Annotated in this window: 20 protein-coding genes; 14 read left to right on the top strand and 6 right to left on the bottom strand. The window is 51.0% G+C overall.

The genetic code is table 11. From position 1 onward, the window contains the following. Positions 1-10: 10 nt before the first annotated feature. The gene (locus TOLA_RS02625; RefSeq protein WP_012728735.1) at positions 11-442 is read right to left on the bottom strand and encodes a rhodanese-like domain-containing protein; all 432 of its coding nucleotides are present in this window, start codon (positions 440-442) and stop codon (positions 11-13) included. A gap of 201 nt (positions 443-643) precedes the next feature. Here TOLA_RS02625 and gpmM point away from each other — a divergent pair, with 201 nt between their 5' ends. The 8 genes from gpmM (at position 644) to TOLA_RS02585 (ending at position 10,633) form a co-directional block, all read left to right on the top strand. After that, the gene (gpmM, locus tag TOLA_RS02620; RefSeq protein ID WP_012728734.1) at positions 644-2,182 is read left to right on the top strand and encodes a 2,3-bisphosphoglycerate-independent phosphoglycerate mutase; all 1,539 of its coding nucleotides are present in this window, start codon (positions 644-646) and stop codon (positions 2,180-2,182) included. 33 nt (positions 2,183-2,215) lie between these two features. After that, positions 2,216-3,448 (top strand): murein hydrolase activator EnvC, encoded by a 1,233-nt coding sequence (gene envC, locus TOLA_RS02615; RefSeq protein ID WP_012728733.1) that lies wholly within the window; start codon positions 2,216-2,218, stop codon positions 3,446-3,448. 173 nt (positions 3,449-3,621) lie between these two features. Beyond that, entirely contained in the window at positions 3,622-5,283 is a 1,662-nt protein-coding gene (hcp, locus tag TOLA_RS02610; protein ID WP_012728732.1) for a hydroxylamine reductase, read from the top strand. A gap of 75 nt (positions 5,284-5,358) precedes the next feature. Next, on the top strand, positions 5,359-6,402 hold the full coding sequence (locus TOLA_RS02605; RefSeq protein ID WP_012728731.1) for an FAD-binding oxidoreductase: 1,044 nt from the start codon (positions 5,359-5,361) through the stop codon (positions 6,400-6,402). Positions 6,403-6,405: 3 nt separating this feature from the next. Next, positions 6,406-8,955, top strand: a complete 2,550-nt coding sequence (nirB, locus tag TOLA_RS02600) for a nitrite reductase large subunit NirB (RefSeq protein ID WP_012728730.1) — start codon at positions 6,406-6,408, stop codon at positions 8,953-8,955. Further along, positions 8,952-9,281: a nitrite reductase small subunit NirD gene (gene nirD / locus TOLA_RS02595; RefSeq protein WP_012728729.1), complete on the top strand. Its 330-nt coding sequence runs from the start codon at positions 8,952-8,954 to the stop codon at positions 9,279-9,281. Before nirB ends, nirD begins: the two co-directional genes overlap by 4 nt. Positions 9,282-9,283: 2 nt before the next feature. Continuing rightward, positions 9,284-10,096: a nitrite transporter NirC gene (gene nirC / locus TOLA_RS02590; protein ID WP_012728728.1), complete on the top strand. Its 813-nt coding sequence runs from the start codon at positions 9,284-9,286 to the stop codon at positions 10,094-10,096. A 201-nt stretch (positions 10,097-10,297) separates the two neighbouring features. Continuing rightward, on the top strand, positions 10,298-10,633 hold the full coding sequence (locus TOLA_RS02585) for a hypothetical protein (RefSeq protein WP_012728727.1): 336 nt from the start codon (positions 10,298-10,300) through the stop codon (positions 10,631-10,633). Positions 10,634-10,690: 57 nt separating this feature from the next. On the opposite strand, the gene truC is transcribed toward TOLA_RS02585, so the two are convergent. Together truC and TOLA_RS02575 are read right to left on the bottom strand one after the other, a co-directional pair. Next, on the bottom strand, positions 10,691-11,419 hold the full coding sequence (gene truC, locus TOLA_RS02580; protein ID WP_012728726.1) for a tRNA pseudouridine(65) synthase TruC: 729 nt from the start codon (positions 11,417-11,419) through the stop codon (positions 10,691-10,693). Continuing rightward, entirely contained in the window at positions 11,416-11,751 is a 336-nt protein-coding gene (locus tag TOLA_RS02575) for a YqcC family protein (RefSeq protein WP_012728725.1), read from the bottom strand. The genes truC and TOLA_RS02575 overlap by 4 nt, the downstream gene beginning before the upstream one ends. Positions 11,752-11,828: 77 nt before the next feature. On the opposite strand from TOLA_RS02575, the gene TOLA_RS16300 reads away from it, so the two are divergent. Both TOLA_RS16300 and TOLA_RS02565 read left to right on the top strand, forming a co-directional pair. Next, entirely contained in the window at positions 11,829-12,254 is a 426-nt protein-coding gene (locus TOLA_RS16300) for a DUF3301 domain-containing protein (protein WP_012728724.1), read from the top strand. Between the two features lie 33 nt (positions 12,255-12,287). Further along, a complete protein-coding gene (locus TOLA_RS02565) occupies positions 12,288-12,602 on the top strand; it encodes a hypothetical protein (RefSeq protein WP_012728723.1) in 315 nt (104 codons plus the stop codon). Here TOLA_RS02565 and syd read toward each other — a convergent pair. After that, complete coding sequence (gene syd / locus TOLA_RS02560; RefSeq protein ID WP_012728722.1) at positions 12,568-13,149, bottom strand: SecY-interacting protein; 582 nt, start codon at positions 13,147-13,149, stop codon at positions 12,568-12,570. The genes TOLA_RS02565 and syd overlap by 35 nt on opposite strands. Positions 13,150-13,200: 51 nt before the next feature. On the opposite strand from syd, the gene queF reads away from it, so the two are divergent. From queF to xni, 4 genes are all read left to right on the top strand, one after another. Continuing rightward, entirely contained in the window at positions 13,201-14,052 is an 852-nt protein-coding gene (gene queF, locus TOLA_RS02555; protein WP_012728721.1) for an NADPH-dependent 7-cyano-7-deazaguanine reductase QueF, read from the top strand. A gap of 76 nt (positions 14,053-14,128) precedes the next feature. Beyond that, positions 14,129-16,375: a tetratricopeptide repeat protein gene (locus tag TOLA_RS02550; protein ID WP_012728720.1), complete on the top strand. Its 2,247-nt coding sequence runs from the start codon at positions 14,129-14,131 to the stop codon at positions 16,373-16,375. Between the two features lie 50 nt (positions 16,376-16,425). After that, positions 16,426-17,778: a nucleotide 5'-monophosphate nucleosidase PpnN gene (ppnN, locus tag TOLA_RS02545; RefSeq protein WP_012728719.1), complete on the top strand. Its 1,353-nt coding sequence runs from the start codon at positions 16,426-16,428 to the stop codon at positions 17,776-17,778. A gap of 3 nt (positions 17,779-17,781) precedes the next feature. Beyond that, on the top strand, positions 17,782-18,564 hold the full coding sequence (xni, locus tag TOLA_RS02540) for a flap endonuclease Xni (protein ID WP_012728718.1): 783 nt from the start codon (positions 17,782-17,784) through the stop codon (positions 18,562-18,564). 66 nt (positions 18,565-18,630) lie between these two features. Here the strand turns inward: xni and rlmM are convergent, their stop codons facing one another. Both rlmM and TOLA_RS02530 read right to left on the bottom strand, forming a co-directional pair. After that, a complete protein-coding gene (gene rlmM, locus TOLA_RS02535) occupies positions 18,631-19,731 on the bottom strand; it encodes a 23S rRNA (cytidine(2498)-2'-O)-methyltransferase RlmM (RefSeq protein ID WP_012728717.1) in 1,101 nt (366 codons plus the stop codon). Positions 19,732-19,813: 82 nt separating this feature from the next. Continuing rightward, positions 19,814-20,722, bottom strand: a complete 909-nt coding sequence (locus tag TOLA_RS02530) for a transcriptional regulator GcvA (protein WP_012728716.1) — start codon at positions 20,720-20,722, stop codon at positions 19,814-19,816. Positions 20,723-20,903: the final 181 nt, after the last annotated feature.

Genomic DNA, 20,903 nt, shown 5'->3' with positions numbered 1-20,903 from the left:
CAAAGTTAGATTAACGTTTTTTCGTGACCGGTAAGTTACTGGAACGCCATTGAGTCAGACCACCACGTAACAAATAAACTTGCTGGAAACCGGCTTTTACCAGTTTGGAACCGGCTGTTTCAGCACGGGCACCCGTTTCACAGACTACGATGACCGGCTTTTCTTTATGCTTATCAATTTCAGTGGTGTTGCCCTGCTCAATCTGTGCCAATGGCATATGATGAGAACCGGCGATGTGACCACGGGCAAACTCGTCCTGTGTACGAACATCAACGACAACCGCATCCTGTTTATTGATCAGAGCAACTGCGGTCTGGTTATCAATCTGTTTTACCGGAGAAAGACGGGCTTTAACCGCTGAAGCTATAACTGCTGTCGCCAGACCAACCCAGGCCAGAACCAGGAGCTCGTGACGCATGGCAAAATCAATATATTCCTGCATTTTGTTTCCCAACAACTCTGAAAATAATCGCAACAGTATTACATGTGAACCGGCAGATTTACAGTATTCCCCCGGCAATGAAAATTCCTTCCGTGAAATGCGTTGTGAAATGTGGTGAAAAGGTGACTAATCCCACAGATATTGTAGAATTGAACACAGTCGAACTTGTTTTCGTAAATTCCAAAAAAGAGGCCACACACAATGTCTACAGCTAAAAAGCCACTGGCACTGATCATCATGGATGGTTGGGGTTACAGCGAGAAAAAAGAAGGTAACGCCGTTGCCGCCGCTAACACACCAAATCTGAATGCTCTGTGCGCTAAATACGCCAATACCCTGATCTCCGGTTCTGGTATGGACGTAGGTCTGCCAGACGGTCAGATGGGTAACTCTGAAGTGGGTCACGTCAACATCGGTGCCGGCCGTGTGGTTTATCAGGAACTGACCCGTGTAACCAAAGAGATCCGCGATGGCGATTTCTTCAAAAACGAAGCCCTGTGTAAAGCGGTTGATACTGCTGTTAGCACTGGCAAAGCGGTTCACGTAATGGGTCTGATGTCACCAGGTGGTGTTCACAGCCATGAAGACCACATCATTGGTATGCTGGAACTGGCTGCTCAGCGCGGTGCTGACAAACTGTATTTCCATGCATTCCTGGATGGCCGTGACGTAGCGCCACGTTCAGCACAAGAATCTATCGAAAAATTCGATGCTGCATTCAAGAAACTGGGTAAAGGCCGTATCGCCTCTATGGTTGGTCGTTACTATGCAATGGACCGCGACAACCGTTGGGATCGCGTTCAGGAAGCTTACGATCTGCTGTGTGAAGGCAAATCAGAATTTGCTAACTATGCTGATGCAACTGCAGCACTGGCAGCAGCTTACGAACGTGGTGAAAACGACGAATTCGTTAAAGCCAGCGTGATCGGCGCTGAAGCAGCTCCATTGAATGATGGTGACGTGCTGGTATTCATGAACTTCCGTGCTGACCGTGCGCGTGAAATCACCCGTACTTTTGTCGGTGAAGGTTTCGACGGTTTCGTGCGCAACAAACAGCCTAAACTGGCTGACTTTGTCATGCTGACCGAATATGCCGCAGACATCAAAACCTCTTGTGCTTACCCACCAACAGCACTGACCAACACGCTGGGCGAATGGCTGGCTAAACACGACAAAACTCAGCTGCGTATTTCTGAAACTGAAAAATATGCACACGTTACTTTCTTCTTCAACGGTGGTGAAGAAACCTCTTTCCCAGGCGAAGATCGTGAACTGATCGCCAGCCCGAAAGTAGCTACTTATGACATGCAGCCGGAAATGAGCTCCGGTGAACTGACTGACAAACTGGTTGCTGCAATCAAGAGCGGTAAATACGACGTAATCATCTGTAACTACCCGAACGGCGACATGGTAGGTCACACCGGTGATTTCGCTGCCGCAGTTAAAGCTTGCGAAGCTGTTGATGCTTCTGTCGGCAAAGTAGTTGCAGCACTGCAGGAAGTTGGCGGTGAATGTCTGATCACTGCTGACCACGGTAATGCTGAACAGATGACCAACGAAGAAACTGGTCAGGCGCACACTGCTCACACCAGCCTGCCAGTTCCGCTGATCTATGTGGGTCGCGAAGCAACTGCACTGGAAGGTGGCAAACTGTCTGATCTGGCACCAACCATGCTGACCCTGATGGGCATGGAAGTTCCGGCCGAAATGACTGGTAAGCCTCTGATGGTTCTGAAATAATTCTCGCCCATGTGGGCAGAGCAGTTGTTTCCTATGAAATACAATCGCGTCGGCCTGTTGGTCGGCGCGTTTTTTTTTAGCGCCGTCATACAGGCGGAAGAGTCAAAAAACGTCAACTCATCGCTATCGAGCGTACGAGAACAAATCCAGCAAAAACAGCAAGCTATCCAGGTTCAGAAAAAGGATCTGGCTTCGCTGCAGCAACAGCTGAAAGCCGATGAAGAGGCCATTGCAGCTGCGAATCAAAAATTACAGAACTCCCAGAGCCAGCTCGATAAAGTGCGCAGTAAACTGCAGCGTCTTGAAGCGCAACGCGCAAAACTGGAAGCGCAATCCCGGCAGCAGGAACGTTTACTGGCCGAACAGTTCGATGAAGCCTATCGCATGGGTCAGCACGACTATCTCAAACTGCTGCTTAATCAGCAGGATCCAGCCGCCGTTGATCGCACCATGGCCTATTACGGTTACATGAATCAGGCGCGGCTGAAGGTATTAAAACGACTGGATGCCACCAAAGCGGAACTGTTAGAGAATAAGCAGGAAACCAGCACCAGCAGTCAGGAACTGCGTGCACTGATTGATGGTCAGAAGCAGGATCAGTTAACGCTGCAGCAAACACAGCAGCAGCGCGAAAAGACGGCACAGAATATCAACGAATCACTGCAATCGGATCAACAGCAGCTGACAAAATTGCAACTGGCAGAAAAAGCCATGCTGCAAAAAATTGAAGAACAACGTAAACGCCTGGAAGCTGAACGCGCCCGCAAGAAAAAAGAAGCCTTGGCACTGGCCCGGGCTAAAGCGAAAAAAGAAGGTAAATCACAAGCAGCCGCAGAGCGTAAAGCGGCTGCCAAGCTGGCTGAAACTGACTTAAAAGGGCTGGGTAAATCGGGACGCATGAGCTGGCCGGTACGCGGCACCGTCATTCGCAAATTTGGTGAAACCCGGACAGGTGAAGTTGCCTGGAAAGGCATTTTGATTAAAGCCGGTCAGGGTGCGCCGGTAAAAGCCGCCGGCAGTGGTGATGTGGTATTTGCTGACTGGCTGGATGGCTTTGGCAACGTACTGGTTATCGACCATGGTCGCGGCTATCTCAGTCTGTATGGCAATAACCAAAGCCTGAGTAAACAGGTCGGTCAGCATGTAAACAGCGGTGAAGTCATTGCCAGCGCAGGTAACAGCGGCAACACAGGAGCGACCGGTGTTTACTTTGAGATCCGCCGGGCCGGTAAGCCGGTTAACCCGGTATTACTACTCGGAAGATAAGCTGAGTCAGAATAACTCACGCAGTCATAAAGACACAGCCCGTGGGCTGTGTCTTTTTATCTCACACCTCTATCAAAAAACAAATAAACCCATATAAATCAAATAGATAAAATATTGGCACATCCCTTGATATAGCTATGTCCATACCGGCTAATCAAATCAAGGAATTACCAATGTTTTGTATTCAGTGTGAACAGACTATCTCTACCCCAACCACGAAAGGTTGCAGCTACACCATGGGCATGTGCGGTAAAACTGCTGAAGTGTCAGATCTGCAGGATGTGCTGATTTATCTGCTGCAGGGCGTTTCTGATTATGCCGTGAAAGCCCGCTCTGTTGGCATCGTTGATCAAGCGATCGATGCCTATGTCTGTCAGGCACTGTTCTCTACCCTCACCAACGTGAACTTCGATGCGGCTCGTATCATTGCCTTCATCAACGAAGCTCAACAAAACCGTGATTCGCTGAAATCCCGTTATGAAGCCGCTTGCCTGCTGGCAGGTAAAGCACCGGAAGCTGCGACTGGTCCGGCAGCGTTGATCCTGACTGCAGATAAAGCTGAACTGCTGGCATGGGCACCGAATGCGGCGGTGAATCGTAACTACAAAGAAATCGGCGAAGATATTCTGGGTCTGCGTTTGCTGTGTCTGTATGGCCTGAAAGGCGCCGCTGCCTATATGGAACACGCGCGCGTGTTAGGTCAGCAGGATGATGAAGTTGGTGCTGAATTCCACCAAATCATGATGTTCCTGGGCACTGAACCAACTGAAATGCAGCCACTGATTGATTGTGCGATGCAGATCGGCCAGATGAACTTCAAAGTCATGGCATTGCTGGATAAAGGTGAAACTGAAACCTTCGGCCATCCGGAACCAACCCGCGTCAACATGAAGCCGGTAGCTGGTAAGGCAATTCTGGTTTCCGGTCACGATCTGCACGATCTGGAAAAAATCCTGCAACAGACTGAAGGCAAAGGCATCAACGTATTCACTAACGGTGAAATGTTACCGGCCCACGCCTACCCGGCTTTCAAAAAATACCCGCACTTAGTGGGTAACTATGGTTCCGCCTGGCAGAACCAGCAGAAAGAGTTCGCCGCCTTCCCGGGTGCAGTGGTGATGACCTCTAACTGCATTATCAACCCGAACGTCGGTAAATACGCGGATCGCATCTATACCCGCAGCATCGTCGGCTGGCCGGGAGTGACTCACATTGAAGGTGATGATTTCAGTACCGTGATTGAAAAAGCACTGTCACTGGACGGTTTCCCATACGATGAAATTCCGCATTACACCATGACTGGTTTTGCCCGTAATGCGCTGATGGCTGCAGCACCTGCCGTGATCGATCAGGTGAAAGCCGGCAACATCAAACACTTCTTCCTGATCGGCGGTTGTGACGGTGATAAACAAGAACGTGGTTATTACACTGAAATGGCGAAAGCCGTACCACAAGACAGCCTGATCCTGACGCTGGCGTGTGGCAAATTCAAATTCAACGATCTGGAATTCGGCGACATCAACGGTATCCCGCGTCTGCTGGATGTCGGTCAGTGTAACGATGCCTACTCAGCTATTCAGCTGGCGCTGGCACTGGCTGAAGCGTTTGAATGTGGCGTAAATGATCTGCCACTGTCGCTGGTGCTGTCTTGGTTTGAACAGAAAGCGATTGTGATTCTGCTGACGCTGCTGTCACTGGGTGTGAAAGGTATCCGTGTTGGCCCGTCCGTACCAGGCTTCCTGACACCAAACCTGCTGAACTTCCTGAATGAGACTTTTGATCTGAGACCAATCACTACCGTGGAACAAGATCTGAAAGATATTCTCGCAGCATAATCGCTGAGGCGCTTCGCGGTCATTATTGGCGGTGAAGCGCCTGTCATTCAGTGCAAAATCAGACAGGACTAGTGCATGACCCAATCCCCCCAAGTATGGCAACAAGGGGCTCAAACCCTGTGTTGTATTGAACGCCGGCAGGAAACTGCTGATGCCGTAACGTTAGTTTTTCGCCCGTTACAAGCACTGGCTGTCAGTTATCAGCCAGGACAATTTTTACTGCTGACTGTTGAAATTGATGGTCAGTCACATAGCCGCGCTTATTCACTTTCTTCTTCACCTTCCCGCTCTGCCTATCTGGCTGTCACCGTCAAACGTGTGGCGGGCGGGCTGGTTTCTAACTGGTTGCTGGATCATTTCCACACTGGCGATACGCTAAGCGCATTGGCACCGACAGGGGCGTTCTTCCTGCCTGCGGATTACAGTGCCGGTAAAATTTTGCTGTGCAGTGCCGGTAGCGGCATTACCCCGATGATGTCGATGGCACACTGGTTACTGGATAACCAGCGCGAAACTGAGATCCTGTTCCTGCATAGCGCTCGTCATGCCGAAGACATTATCTTCCGCGATGAGCTGATGGCGCTGGCGGCAAAATACCCGCAGTTCAAACTGTCGCTGATCCTCGACAACACCACTGATGCCTTTGTTTGTTATCAGGGCTTCCTGAATCCGGTGTTGTTTGATCAGTTAGTACCAGATCTGAGCGACTGCCATGCCTTCATGTGTGGCCCGACGCCGTATATGGATTCATTGGAAAGCTGCTTGCGTGATCGCCAGTTTCCGATGCACAACAGCCACAAAGAATCATTCACCCCTGCAGTTCCGCTGAACACAACCACTGAGGCTGAAAGCCAGTTCCGTCTGGAAGTTCCTGGTTTTGGCGCCAGCAGCGAGATCACTAACCAGCAAACCGTGCTGGAAGCGCTGGAAGCATTACAATTACCTATTATAGGTGCCTGCCGTTCCGGCATCTGTGGTTCCTGCAAATGCAAAGTGGTCAGCGGCAGCGTGGAAGACATCAGCACGCAACCCGGTCCGTTGACCGAAGAAGAGCAGCAGCAAGGTTATATTCTGGCGTGCAGCAGCCGCGCCAGCTCAGATTTAGAACTGGAGCTTTGATCTATGCAGAAACATCGGATTATCGTCGTTGGTAACGGCATGGTTGGCCACCGCTATCTGGAAGAGTTGGTGGATAAAGCCGACCTCAGCCAGTATGAAGTGACCGTATTTGGCGCTGAACCGCGCGAAGCGTATGACCGTGTGCATTTGTCTTCCTATTTTTCGCACCACACGGCGGCGGAACTGAGTCTGGTGAAACCGGGCTTTTATGAAAAACATGGCATCAAGTTATTCCTTAATGAAGCCGTGAAACGCATCGACCGCGCACAAAAAGTCATTGAAACCAATCAGGGGCAAACCCTGCCTTATGACACACTGGTGCTGGCGACCGGCTCTTACCCTTGGGTGCCAAATATCGCCGGTAGTGCGCATCACGAATGTTTTGTTTACCGCACCATTGAAGATCTGAAAGCGATCCGCGAAGCGGCGAAACAAGGCAAAAGCGGTGTCGTCGTCGGTGGTGGTCTGCTGGGTCTGGAAGCCGCTGGTGCACTGAAAGCACTGGGGCTGGAAACGCACGTTATTGAATTTGCACCAGTACTGATGGCCGAACAGCTGGATCGTCAGGGTGGCGAAATGCTACGCCGTAAGATCGAAAGCCTCGGTGTCACGGTACATACCAGCAAAAACACCCGTGAAATCGCCCACTATCAGGGTAAGCAAGGTCATCACCAACTGCGTTTTGCCGATGATAGCGTGCTGGATGTCGATCTGGTGGTGTTCTCAACCGGTATTCGCCCGCAAGATACGCTGGCACGTTACTCCGATCTGCCGATTGCGGAACGTGGTGGTGTTGAAATTAATGACCACTGCCTGACTGCCGATGAACACATCTATGCGATCGGTGAATGTGCCGCCTGGCATGGTCGTTTCTTTGGTCTGGTAGCCCCTGGCTACAAGATGGCGCAGGTAGCCGTTGATCACCTGTTAGGTAATGACAACGCCTTCACTGGTGCCGATATGAGCGCCAAGCTGAAACTGCTGGGTGTGGAAGTGGGCAGTATCGGTGATGCGCAAGGCCGTACACCGGAAAGCCTGAGCTACGTCTATCAGGACGACGCAGCCGGCATCTATAAAAAAATTGTGGTCAGCAGTGATGGTTCTAAACTGCTGGGTGCGGTGCTGGTCGGTGATACCACCGATTACGGCAATCTGCTGCAGTTGAAACTCAATGACATGCCGCTGCCAGCGCACCCTGATACGCTGATTTTGCCTGCGCATGCGGGTGCCAAACCAACGCTGGGTGTTGATGCCCTGCCCGACAGCGCACAGATCTGTTCCTGCTTCGACGTCACTAAAGGCCGCATCGCGCAAGCCGTTGCTGCCGGTTGCCACACTGTTGCGGCGATCAAAGCAGAAACCAAAGCCGGTACCGGTTGTGGTGGTTGCGTGCCGTTGATCTCGCAGGTGCTGAATGCAGAATTGTCCCGTCAGGGCATTGAAGTGAAAAATCACCTGTGTGAACACTTCGCATTCTCCCGTCAGGAACTGTTCCATCTGGTCAAAGTCGGTCAGCTGAAAACCTTTGAAGAAGTATTAAGCAAACACGGCCACGGTTATGGCTGTGAAGTCTGTAAACCAACGGTGGGCTCAATTCTGGCCTCTTGCTGGGGCGAATATGTGCTGAAATCAGCACACACACCGCTGCAAGATACCAACGATACCTTCCTCGGTAACATGCAAAAAGATGGCACTTATTCCGTGATCCCGCGTATGCCGGGCGGAGAAGTAACACCGGAAGGTCTGATGGAAGTCGCTGCAGTCGCACGCGATTATAAGCTTTACACCAAGATCACCGGCGCACAGCGTATCGGTTTGTTTGGTGCGCATAAAGACGACTTGCCAACCATCTGGGAGCGTCTGATCAAAGCGGGCTTTGAAACCGGTCATGCGTATGCCAAATCACTGCGTATGGTGAAAACCTGTGTCGGCAGCACTTGGTGTCGTTTCGGCGTGCAGGACAGCGTGGGCTTGGGTGTTGAGTTGGAACATCGCTACAAAGGCATTCGTTCCCCGCACAAAATGAAATTCGGCGTTTCCGGTTGTACCCGTGAATGTGCGGAAGCGCAGGGTAAAGATGTCGGCATCATCGCCACCGATAAAGGCTGGAACCTGTATGTCTGCGGTAACGGCGGCATGAAACCACGCCATGCTGATCTGCTGGCAGCGGATTTAGATAAAGAGACGCTGATCCGTTATGTCGATCGTTTCCTGATGTTCTATGTGCGCACGGCTGACAAGCTGCAACGTACTGCCAGCTGGCTGGACAATCTTGAAGGTGGTTTGGATTACCTGAAGTCGGTCATCATCGACGACAAACTGGGGATCGGTGCGGAACTGGAACAGGAAATGGACGCGATCCGCAGTCAGTATCATTGCGAATGGCAGGAAACACTGGGTGATGAACAACAGAAACTGCGTTTCCGTCACTTCATCAACAGCGCACAGCCTGATCCGTTGGTGCAATTCGTCAGTGAACGTCATCAGCATCGTCCGGCGAAACCGGAAGAACGCATTCCGACTTACAACATTTCACTGGAGGAACCGGTATGAGCTGGACCGATATCTGCGCGGTAAACGACATTATTCCCGGCACCGGCGTGTGTGCGCTGCTGGGGCAACATCAGGTGGCGGTCTTCCGCCCCTATGCTGACGAACAACTGTTTGCACTCGACAACATAGATCCGTTCTATCAGTCCAGCGTGCTCTCCCGCGGCATTCTGGCGGAATTACACGGTGAGTTGTACATCACCAGTCCGCTGAAAAAACAGCATTTCCGCCTGAAAGATGGTGTGTGTCTGGAGAACGCTGATTTCTCAATTGCTGCCTATGCAGTACGGGTGAACAACGGACGCATTGAACTCAAGGAGCCAGTGTAACTATGTATCAGGATACGATTGAGAAATGCGCCGCGGTCGCGACGCGCATCAAAAATACCTCGGCGAATAACCCGCTGAGTTTCTGGATCGGTAGTCTGATGGCAGGCGCCTATGTCGGTCTGGGCATCATCCTGATTTTCACACTGGGTAATCTGGTTGATCCGGCAATCCGTCCGCTGGTCATGGGTGCCACCTTCGGTATCGCACTGACGCTGGTGATCATCGCCGGTGCCGAGCTCTATACCGGTCACACCATGTTTCTGACCTTCGGTATCAAAACCGGCAGACTGAACACCATTCAGGCAACAGGCATTCTGGCGCAATCCTGGACCGGTAACCTGCTGGGCTCCATCGTGGTCGCTTACCTGTTTTATCTGGGTGGCGGCGGTCAGATCCTGCCGGTTGACAGCAGTCTGGTACATAAAGTCGCACTGGCGAAAACCACCGCACCGGCACTGGCATTGTTTGCCAAAGGCATACTGTGTAACTGGCTGGTTTGTCTGGCGATCTGGATGTGTCAGCGCGTGGATGGCGCCGCTAAATTCATCGCTATCTGGTGGTGTCTGCTGGCGTTTATCGCTTCCGGTTACGAACACTCGATTGCCAATATGACACTGTTCGCCCTGTCCTGGTTTGGTGCGCATACACCAGAATATACACTGGGCGGTATCGGCTATAACCTGCTGTGGGTGACACTGGGCAACACCGTTTCCGGCGTATTGTTCATGGGTCTGGGCTACTGGTATGCCACCCCACGCGCGCAACGTCCTGCTGTAGCAACCGAGACTAAAGCCGGCGTTCATCATCACGCCTGATCGCGGTTAAACCGTCCACGCATTGCCGTGGACGGTCCTCTCTGGGTGATTCCCGCTGCTGTTCCGGAAAATTGTTTTCTCATCCTGCTTTAACTGAATCTATGCTTTAAGAAGAACCTGCTATCTGTTCTTGTCGCCTCATCGGTCGTCTGTGATGAAGAAGAAACAGAGTAAAATTCCTCACAGAACAAGGAGCTGGCTATGACCCATGCCATTACAAACTATGTTGGAAAAATCGTTCTGGTTAAATTTATACCCGGTTATGTAGAAAGTGCGCAAACACTGATCCAGCCGAATGATCCGGATTGTTCAGAATTCTATGTGCGATTAGCCGGTGTCGAAAACGCCGGTATCTGGGTAGATAACAAGCAATGGCAGACGCAGGATTTCTTCTCTACGCCACCGGATATTTATCACGCCGCAGTACTGATCCCATGGCATCAGATTGAATCACTGGTCGCTTTCCCCGAACGGGAATTCAGCCATAATGAAGAACCCTATCGCGAAAAAGATATTGGCTTCCTGGCCGCAAAGTAAAACCGGATGACCAGATGGCACCACGAGGGAAACTGACTGTGGTGCCTTTTTTATATATTAAATCTGAACCTGCCAGTTGAAGGCTTGCAATTGCTGCTGCCAGCGCTCATCCAGCGAAGCCCGGATTGTCAGTAATTCATTGCTGTGAGGATGACGGAAGCTGAGCTGATGATGATGCAGCATCAGGCGGTCACAACTGAACTGGTCGCGGAAAAAGCGGTTATGCCGTCCGTCACCATGCGAGGTATCCCCCACAATCGGATGCCGTAAATGCGCCAGATGACGGCGCAACTGATGCTTGCGGCCAGTCAGCGGCAGTAATTTCACCAGACTGTAACGACTGCTCGGATGCCGCGGAGATACCGCAAACGGTAACTCGACCCGCCCCAGACAACGGATATGCGTTTTGGCCGGTTGTGCCGGTTTATCCTGATCGGCAAACTTATCCGCAATCCGATCCAGCTCTTCTTTCAGCGGATAATCGAGAAATTTTTGCAGCGGTGCCCAGCCCCGGACCAGCGCCAGATATTCTTTCTGCATCCGGTGTCCGGCAAAGGCATCCGTCAGCAACCGGGCCGTATCCGGATCCAGCGCAAACAACAGGATGCCGGAAGTCGGACGATCCAGACGATGCACGGTATACACATGCTGACCAATCTGATCACGTGTCATCTGCATCGCAAATTGCGTTTCGCCCTTATCCAGCCAGCTGCGATGTACCAGTAATCCGGCCGGTTTGTTAATCGCGACCAGATGTTCATCCTGATAAAGGATCTCTAATTTCATTGCAATCGATCTGCCGGCTTACCACTGAGTGCTTCATCCAGACGGGCCAGTACATCCAGCAACAAAGCATGCTCTTTCAGTTTTTTCTTATACACTTCAGTTGCCATCGGATAGATTGCCACCGACGATGGTAATGGCTGATTATCCGTCAGCATGAAACGTAACCGTTCCAGAAAAATAAACTGTAACCACTGATGAAACTCCAGTGTATCCAGTGCAAACGGCTGTGTACTGGCTAACGCTTCCGCAGAAGGTGCCTCGTCCTGCCATAACTGCAGACGCTGTAACGTCAGTTCCAGCTCTTTTAGCAAAAACACAACTTGTCGCGACATAACACACCGATTTCCTGTTACGCTTAAATTCCGGCTAATATACCATCCCCGTCGATTTTTTACTGAGTAGAGATGCTATGACTGATCTGTTGCTGTTGTTTTTGATCTGTCTGATTGGAGCAGAGGCCTGGCTGCGTCGTCAGCAATCAGAACTGGCAGAACGTTTGATCCGGCATTATTGCCAGAGTGCAGATTTGCAACTACTCAGTGTGGCCCGGCAATCCTTTGGTATTCCGTTATTTCTGGCGCGGATAACACAGAAAGCGAATGCCTTTGTTTTTGAATTCAGCCGCGATGGTGTCAGTACAGAAGAAGGTGAACTTTATCTGGTGGGGCTGCATCAGCCGGTTTTTCGCGTTAATCCGCCTAAACAGAGCCACAGTCACAGCAATGAGACCAGCGGCATTGTCGTGAATATGCCCGCACATGACGAGAACCATGATTCACCACCAGTGAAATCAGACAAGAACAATGTCATCCCGTTCCCACGGCAGCGTCACTGAAACCATCGTTTATTTCATGGAGCATTAATTCTGATGGACGAAATATTCCGCATCGCGAATCAACTGGCCGCTAACGGTCAGCCCCCCAGCACCGCACTGGTCAAAGCACGTCTGCGCCAGCCCGTACCGATGGCGACCCTGATCACCGCCATCCAGCGCTGGAAGCAGGATCCGGAAGCGTATAAATCACTGGGTTTTCCCGGTACTGCTGATGCTGAAAGCAGTGCGGCCCCTCAACCGGCAAGCCCCGAAGATCAGCTGGAAATGCTGCAACGGCAGGTGGAACAGTTGCAGCAGCAAGTAACCATGCTCGCTAAGCGGGTAAGTTTACTGGAACAGCTGGGGTAACTGCCGTTTGAGCTAAAGGGGAAAGCCGCTGCAAAAATGCCGGTAACGAATCTGCCAGCACCCAGCGCTTTTTCTTACCTAATTGCTCCAGCACCACCTCGCCGGTTTCATTATCCAGACTGATCACCCGTGATTCATCAGACACCGTTGCCAGAAACAGGGTTATGGGTAACTTAAGCCGGCGCAGCATTAAGACATGTGCAACCAGATTCTGCTGTAAGCGCTCAAAATCCTCTTCATTCCAGGGTTGTACCAGTGTCACCGCCAGCCCCTTGAACGAAGCCGTAATTTGTCCGGCATAACCATGGCCGTAATACGCATGAATCGCCGGATGAAAAACACACTCCAGCGCGGAAGCAATGTTCTGCAGATCGCTCATCTCCGGTCGTGACCAGGGCTTCCATCGCTCCGGATGTTGCGCATCATAACGACAAGGCGACGGCCGCAGTTCATCCTCAGGACAGCAAACCTGGATCCCCCGCTGCTGCTGGTAGGCGAACCAGCGTGCAAATACATCAGATAATGCGCAAATAACTTGATCAGCCACGGTTTTTCCCGACAATTAAAGATACTTGGATTTTAACTGAGCGAACCTCTCATGTCTCATGCATCCCCTTACGAAAATAACCCGTTGCTGGCTAACCTGACTTTAGGTCAGAAAACAGACTATATCGCAGAGTATAGCCCGCAACTGCTGCAACCAGTGCCAAGACAGTTAAACCGGGATGCATTGAATCTGGCCGGAAATTTACCTTTCCATGGTGAGGATCTGTGGACTTTGTATGAGATCTCCTGGCTGAACAACAAAGGAAAACCTGTTGTTGCCATCGGTGAGGCAAGAATTGATGCCGGAAGCATCAATCTGATCGAATCCAAATCATTTAAACTGTATCTGAACAGTTTTAATCAGACCCGGTTCGCTGATTTGGCGACCGTGCGTCACACGCTGGAACAGGATCTCAGTAAATGTGCGGAAGGCGCAATCAAAGTGGCGCTCTATCCATTATCCGAAGCCGCACATCATATTGGCACCTTCCCCGGCGAGTGTATTGACGATCTGGATATCGTGATTGATGAATATCACTTCTCCAGCGACTGGCTGGAACAGGCCGGTGACAATCACACGATTGTCGAAGAAACGCTGCACAGTCATCTGCTGAAATCAAATTGTCTGGTCACCGGACAACCTGACTGGGGCAGTGTTGTTATTCACTATAAAGGCCCCCGCATTAACCGCGAAAAAATGCTGCGTTATCTGATCTCTTTCCGTCAGCACAATGAATTTCATGAGCAATGCGTTGAGCGGATTTTTGTTGATCTGCAGCGTCACTGCCAGCCGGAAAAACTGACGGTCTATGCCCGTTATACCCGGCGGGGCGGACTGGATATCAATCCGTTCCGCAGTAACTGGGAAACTGCACCGGCAAATATGCGACTGATCAGACAGTAATTCACTGATAATCAGTAAGATATACCGCATAATCAGAATATGAAAACCAACAGAAATCTGATGAAAAGATGAATCTATGACGTTATTGCCTCTGGTTTTTCTGTTGAACGGGCTCAGTGTGCCTGTACCGGAGATAGATCCGGCCGATCTGTCTGACACGTTACAGCAGGCGCAGCAAATTGCTGTTTCCAACCCGGAACAATGTATCCAGCTGACAGAGTCCGTGCAGTTGCTGCAGGAGAATCCGTTATTACCCGGCAGAAGCATCAGAAGCAATTCGTCAGGGCGATTACGGGATCGGGTTCTGCTGCGCAACAGCCGGCAGCAAATCCAGGCACTGATTATTAACGGCTCCTGCTATGCCCTGCAGGAGCGCTACACCGAAGCACTGGCCGCATTAGACAATGCCGAACAAATCGCTAACCGGCAGCATTTCGATGATTTAGCCGGTATCAGTCTGTATCGTCAGATCATTATTCTGGGTCTGGATCTCAACAAACCGATTCCGGCACACCACGCCTGGCGACGTCTGAATGTGCTGTTACAAAACAACGACCTGACTAACAGTGAGCTGCCGGTCTATGTCGGTTTGCTTAACAGCGCGCTGGCTATTCACCGGCAACTGCCGGAACTGGCGAGAGAAATGCTGTCACAGGTGCGGACACTGCTGGTAACCCGTCCAGACCCGCAACTGGCCATCTGGGCTGAAATGCTTGAAGGCGACCTGCTGCATATCACCAATCAGGACGAACACAGCCTGCTCTCTTATCATGAGACACTGGAACAGGCGCAAAAAAATAATCAGCTGCTGCTGCAACTCCAGCTGACAACCCGGATCAGTCAGTTATTTGCGCAAAAACAGGATCTGGCCAATGCGATCATCTATGCCGAACAGGCACTGGAACTCACCCAGCAATTCGCCAACGAGAGCTGGCAGGCAGATGCTATCATCCATCTGGCGCAACTGAAACGGGAAGCCCGCGATACCAATCTGGCACTGGCTTTACTGCTCAATGCCTCCGGGGTCTACAAGCACTCGACCCGCCCGCAGGATCTGGCCCGTCTGCATCTGGAAATTGGCAAAACCTACCAGCAGCTACACCGCTACAACGAAGCGCAAACCTACCTGACCGCGGCTTATGAGCTGTTTCAGCGTGAACGTCTGCCCTATTACGAACGCTTATCCCTGTTATCTCTGGCCGAGCTTTACACACAGCAGGATAACCCGACCCAGGCGATAGTTCTGCTGGAACAGATGCTGAACACCCCGATCCCGGAACAGAAAAATCTGGAAACAGAGATGTACCGTCTGTTGTCCATTGCTTATGAAAATAATCAGCAATTCGATCAGGCATTGCTGAACTACAAACTGTTTACCAACAGCCAGCATGAATCCGCGACCACCGAAGAGCCGCCACAAAGTGATTTTTTCGCCAATTATACCCGGCTGGATCAATCACAACGTCTGCAGGAGCTGGATAACGAAAAACGCCGCCTCGACAGAGAATTGAGCTGGTACTTTAAAGTCGGTATCAGTGCCGCGTTGCTGATGACCATACTCGGCATTGCCTTGTTATGGCATATCCGCAAAATCCGCCGGCTCAGACAAGAGCAGCAACTGCTGCGACAACTCATCGATTACGATGCAGTAACCAATATGGGCACATCGTTACTGCTGCAGAAAGAGCTAGGCAAACAACAGACATCCATCTGGCAACCCGACGGTACAGCCGGCGGGCATCCCGCAACCACAATGCTCTTATTCAGAGCCAGCGGATTAACCGATCTGGAATGCCGCGTCGGACTGAAAAAAGCACAATCGATTCTCCGGCAAGTTTCTCATGCCATTCGTCAGCGAATGCCGGAACAATGTCGCTACTACCTGCTTTCCGACCGCTTATTACTCTGCACTCTCCCGGAAGATACCGCCGCGCAATATAACGAAATTATTGTGCGTATAGAAAATCGCCTGGGTGTGATTATGCGCAAATATGGGCTCAATGAACGCGTTATTTGCGGCAAAGTACAGTATCCTTTCTTAAGTAAGTCAGTAAATGCACTGAAACCCGTACAGACACTGGAAGTTTGTGGCATCGCTCTCGCAGGCGCCATGCAGTTATCGGAAAAACTGGGCAAAAATGTCTGGGTTGAACTATTTGCTATTGATTATCAACAAGCTGCATTTTTTAACGGTGAATTAAGAACCAAAACTATAGAAGCCATCACCAAAGGACTGGTAAAGGTAAACAGCTCTGAAATGCAGGTCAGCATTGACTGGAATGCACTGCTCTTACCGGCTCAGGGAAAAACAGAGACCCGATAAATAAAATATCTGGATTGCACCGTCATAACTCTTAACTTTCGGATACAGCCATGATCACCTATGTAAACCCTGTCGGCAGTATGGAGCTTCTCTCCCAGCTGGAAGTTGACAGCCTTCAGCAAGCAGCAGCAGGAGAGATTTATCAGCTTTACCGCAACTGTTCCCTGGCGGTACTGAACAGTGGCAGTAAAACTGACTCATCCAAAGAAATTCTGGAAAAATATCAGAACTTTGCAGTCAATATTATCAGCCGTGAACGCGGCGTGAAGCTGGAGTTATTCAATGCCCCGGCTTCCGCGTTCGTGGATGGTGAAATTATTCGCGGTCTGCAGGAGCACCTGTTCGCGGTACTACGCGATGTTTTATATGTCAGCAGACTCGAAGCTGAAATCGGTCTCAATCTGACCAGCTCCAACCATATCACCAATCTTGTCTTTTCCATTCTGCGTAACGCCCGTACCGTACGAACCGGTGAAATACCGAATATGGTGGTTTGCTGGGGCGGACACTCCATCAATGATGACGAATATCATTATGCCCGCGAAGTCGGCTATCACCTGGGTGTGCGGGAACTGAACATCTGTACTGGCTGCGGGCCGGGTGCAATGGAAGGCCCGATGAAAGGCGCCGCTGTCGGGCATGCCAACCAGCGTTACGCAAACCACCGTTATGTCGGTTTGTCTGAGCCGTCAATTATCGCCGCCGAGCCGCCCAATCCGATTGTGACTGAGCTGGTCATTCTGCCGGATATTGAAAAACGACTGGAAGCGTTCGTTCGCCTCGGTCACGGCATCATCATCTTCCCCGGTGGGGTTGGTACGGCAGAAGAGTTGCTGTACATCCTGGGCATTCTGATGAATCCGGCCAACCAGCATCACCCGTTACCGCTGGTACTGAGCGGGCCGAAATGCAGTGAACCTTATTTCCGTTCATTAGATGCCTTTGTCAGAGCGACACTGGGTGACGCAGCCGCCCGTCACTATGAAATTATCATCGGTGATGCTGAAGCCGTGGGTCAGTCCATGAAAGCATCAATGGAACACGTCCGTGATTTCCGCAAAGCAATTGGGGATGCCTACTCTTTCAACTGGGCACTGCACATTGAACCGGACTTCCAGTTACCGTTTGAGCCAACGCATGAAAACATGGCCCAGCTCAATCTGCACCTGGAACAACCCGCCGAGCAACTGGCGTGTAACTTGCGTAAAGCCTTCTCGGGCATTGTCGCCGGTAATGTGAAAGACAAAGGCATCAAAGCCATCGAACAACACGGGCCGTTCAAATTATCCGGGGATAAAAAACTGATGTCGCTGATAGATCAGCTACTGCAGGATTTTGTATCCCAGCACCGGATGAAATTACCGGGCAGCACTTATGTTCCCTGCTACGAGATTCAACTTTAGTCTATGGCTCACCTGCTGATACTGGATGCGCTGAATCTGATCCGGCGCATCCACTCCGTACAAAGTAAACAGCATCCTGATGATGTAGCGGCGCAACTGGCCGCTACCGACATCACCATGCAGCGGGCCGTCAATACCATCCTGCAGGAAGCGACGCCCAGCCACGTGATTGCAGTCTTTGACAGCGAAGCCCCCGGCTGGCGTAAAGCCAAATATGCTGCCTATAAGGAAGGCCGGACGGCAATGCCCGACGCACTGCGACAAGGCCTTGGCCAGTTACAGGATTCGCTGCTCCGGCTGGGCATTGACTCGCTGGTATCGGAAACGGATGAAGCCGATGATCTGATTGCCACCTTGGTCAAACCACTGGTCGCGAACGATCATCAGGTCACGCTGATCTCCACCGATAAAGGCTTTTGTCAGTTGCTGGACAGCGGTCTGCAGATCCGCGATTACTTTAATAAACGCTGGCTGGATCATGCTTTCGTGCAGCAACAGTACGGCCTGCAACCCTCACAATTAGTGGATTTCTGGGCACTGACCGGCATCAGTGGCATGAACATCAAAGGTGTTCCGGGGATCGGGGAAAAAACGGCACAACAGCTGTTATCGGAATACGGCACATTAACGCAGTTACTGGATGCGGATGCCACAGATAACAAAAAACTGCAGTTGGTACAGCAACACCGTGAGGTCTGTCTGCTGGCACAGGAGTTAGTGCGTCTGAAAGATGATATTCCGCTCGGATTTAATCTGAAGGATTTACGCTACACGCCACCGGCGTAATGATTACGGCCAGGATCAGGAAGGGCGCAAATTATGCGCCCTTCATTTTATCTGCCTGCAGTGCGATTAGTTAAACGCACCGGAACGACGGCGTGCTAATTTGCGTTCGTCATAAACATGCACGGTGATCTCTTCACGATCGTGGTACAACTGTTTTGCCTGAATCACATACTCGCCATCGATCTCTGCCAGCCATTCTTTCAGTACTGCCAGATTGTGTTCTACTTCTGCATAGCGCTTTTTCATCGGCAGCTTCAGGTTGAAAATCGCTTCCTGACAGCAGCCTTCACGGAACCACTGCGCAATCAGATGCGTAATACGCGCCGGTTTTTCTACCATGTCGCATACCAGCCAGTACGGATTTTTCTTGGTCGGACGATAAGTAAAACCATCTGCCATGATGTGTTTCACCTGACCGCTTTCCATCAGTGATTCTGCCATCGGACCGTTATCAATCGCTGACACCATCATGCCACGACGTACCAGCTGATAAGTCCAGCCGCCCGGGCTTGCACCGAGATCGACCGCCGTTAAGCCAGAGCACAAGCGAATCTCATCATCTTCAGGCGGAATAAACATATAAAACGCCTCTTCCAGTTTCAGCGTCGAACGACTTGGCGCATCGGACGGGAAACGCAGACGTGGAATACCCATATGGAAAGGCGAATTGTTATTCGGATAGGAATAACCGATCCAGACTGAATCATTCTTCAGGAAAAACAGATGCAGCACCGGGCGACGCGGATCTACATCCGGCGTTAACTTACCGGCAGCACGCAGCGCCTGACGCAGTGGCACACTGAATTTGCGACAGAACGTAGAAAGCTCTTTCGCTTCATTGGTGTCGGCTGTTTCAACACGCAGTTCACCGAATTGCGGCATTTTTTGCACGGCTTCAACGATGGGTGTGATGCGGTCTTTCAGATCCAAACCATTTAATTGCTCGATCACCACCAGCATCTGGCGGGCAAAAATCAGTTCACGGAATGGCAGACGACGTGCCAGTCGCTCCGCATCCTGCTCGCCATAACACTCGAACAACACAAAACCGCAATTGTCAGCGACACGGGAAAAGCCGAAACACTCCAGTGCCACTGCCTTATCCTGGATCTCCGCGGCCATATCTTTTTCAAATCCCGGACGACAATAGAACATCAGGTGGTTCATTTATGCTTCTCCCCTCACTCACCTTGAAAAGTGCGACACCATACACTGAAGCAGACAAAGATGCTGCTTTTTTAACGAGCAATCATAGCGCTGAATCAAACTCAGCTTCTTCCTGCTGCACCAATGCCACGATCCAATCCCGAAATGCCGCTACTTTACCCAACGTATCATGCCCTGGTGCCATCACCAGATAATAGGCATTATGACTGACCAGTGTTTGCGGCAGCGGACAGATCAGGCGTCCGGCACGGATCTCCGGACGCGCCAGCAGACTGTGTCCGAGTGCCACCCCCTGCCCCAGAACCGCAGCCTGCAGCACCATGGCCGAATGACTAAAGATCGGTCCCTGGCCGGCATTAGGAATAGACACACCGGTATCATGTAGCCAGCGGCCCCAGTCACGGCGGGAACCATCATGCAGCAGCGTAAACCCGGCCAGATCTTCCGGTACCTGCAGTGTTTTGCCCTGTAATAAGGATGGCGCACAAACCGGGATGCGGTATTCCGAATGGAGTTTATAAAGTTGCAGTTCCGGCCAGTGACCATCACCGTAATAAATGGCGATATCCACATCATCAACCAGCGTACCATCATCCTGATCGACCGCTTTGATCCGCACATCAATTTCCGGATGCAACTGACTGAACAGCATCAGCCGTGGCACCAGCCACTGAATGGCAAAACTCGGCTGCATAGTCACGGTCAGCGTCCCTTTGGCACTCCGGGCAATCAGACGTTCTGTGGCTTCACATACCGCACTGAATATCGACCGGATATCCTGATAATATCCCTGGCCTTCTTCTGTCAGCAATAAACTGCGGTTACGGCGCAGGAACAGTTTCAGACCGAGAAACTCCTCCAGCGTTTTGATTTGGTGGCTGATAGCCGCCTGCGTGACGAATAGTTCTTCGGCCGCTCTGGTAAAGCTCAGATGACGGGCAGCTGCTTCAAATGCTTTCAGCGCATTCAGCGGTGGAAGTCGGCGCGACATACGGAATCAACATCCTTTTCCTTCAGAAACAGCTTTTATTATATAAAGTACCGCCTGCGATGCAGAAGCGAATAACATTATATATTGAATAGTTATTACGCGTGATCAATGATTCCTATTCTTAATAGTCAGACGCTATTTTTGTTACAAGTTAATTACATCATTATAAAGGCACAAAACA

It is taken from the genome of Tolumonas auensis DSM 9187 (assembly GCF_000023065.1).
Taxonomy (GTDB): Bacteria; Pseudomonadota; Gammaproteobacteria; order Enterobacterales; family Aeromonadaceae; genus Tolumonas; species Tolumonas auensis.
The sequence above is the reverse complement of the archived record's forward strand: the minus strand, read 5'-3'. Positions and strand labels throughout refer to the sequence as shown.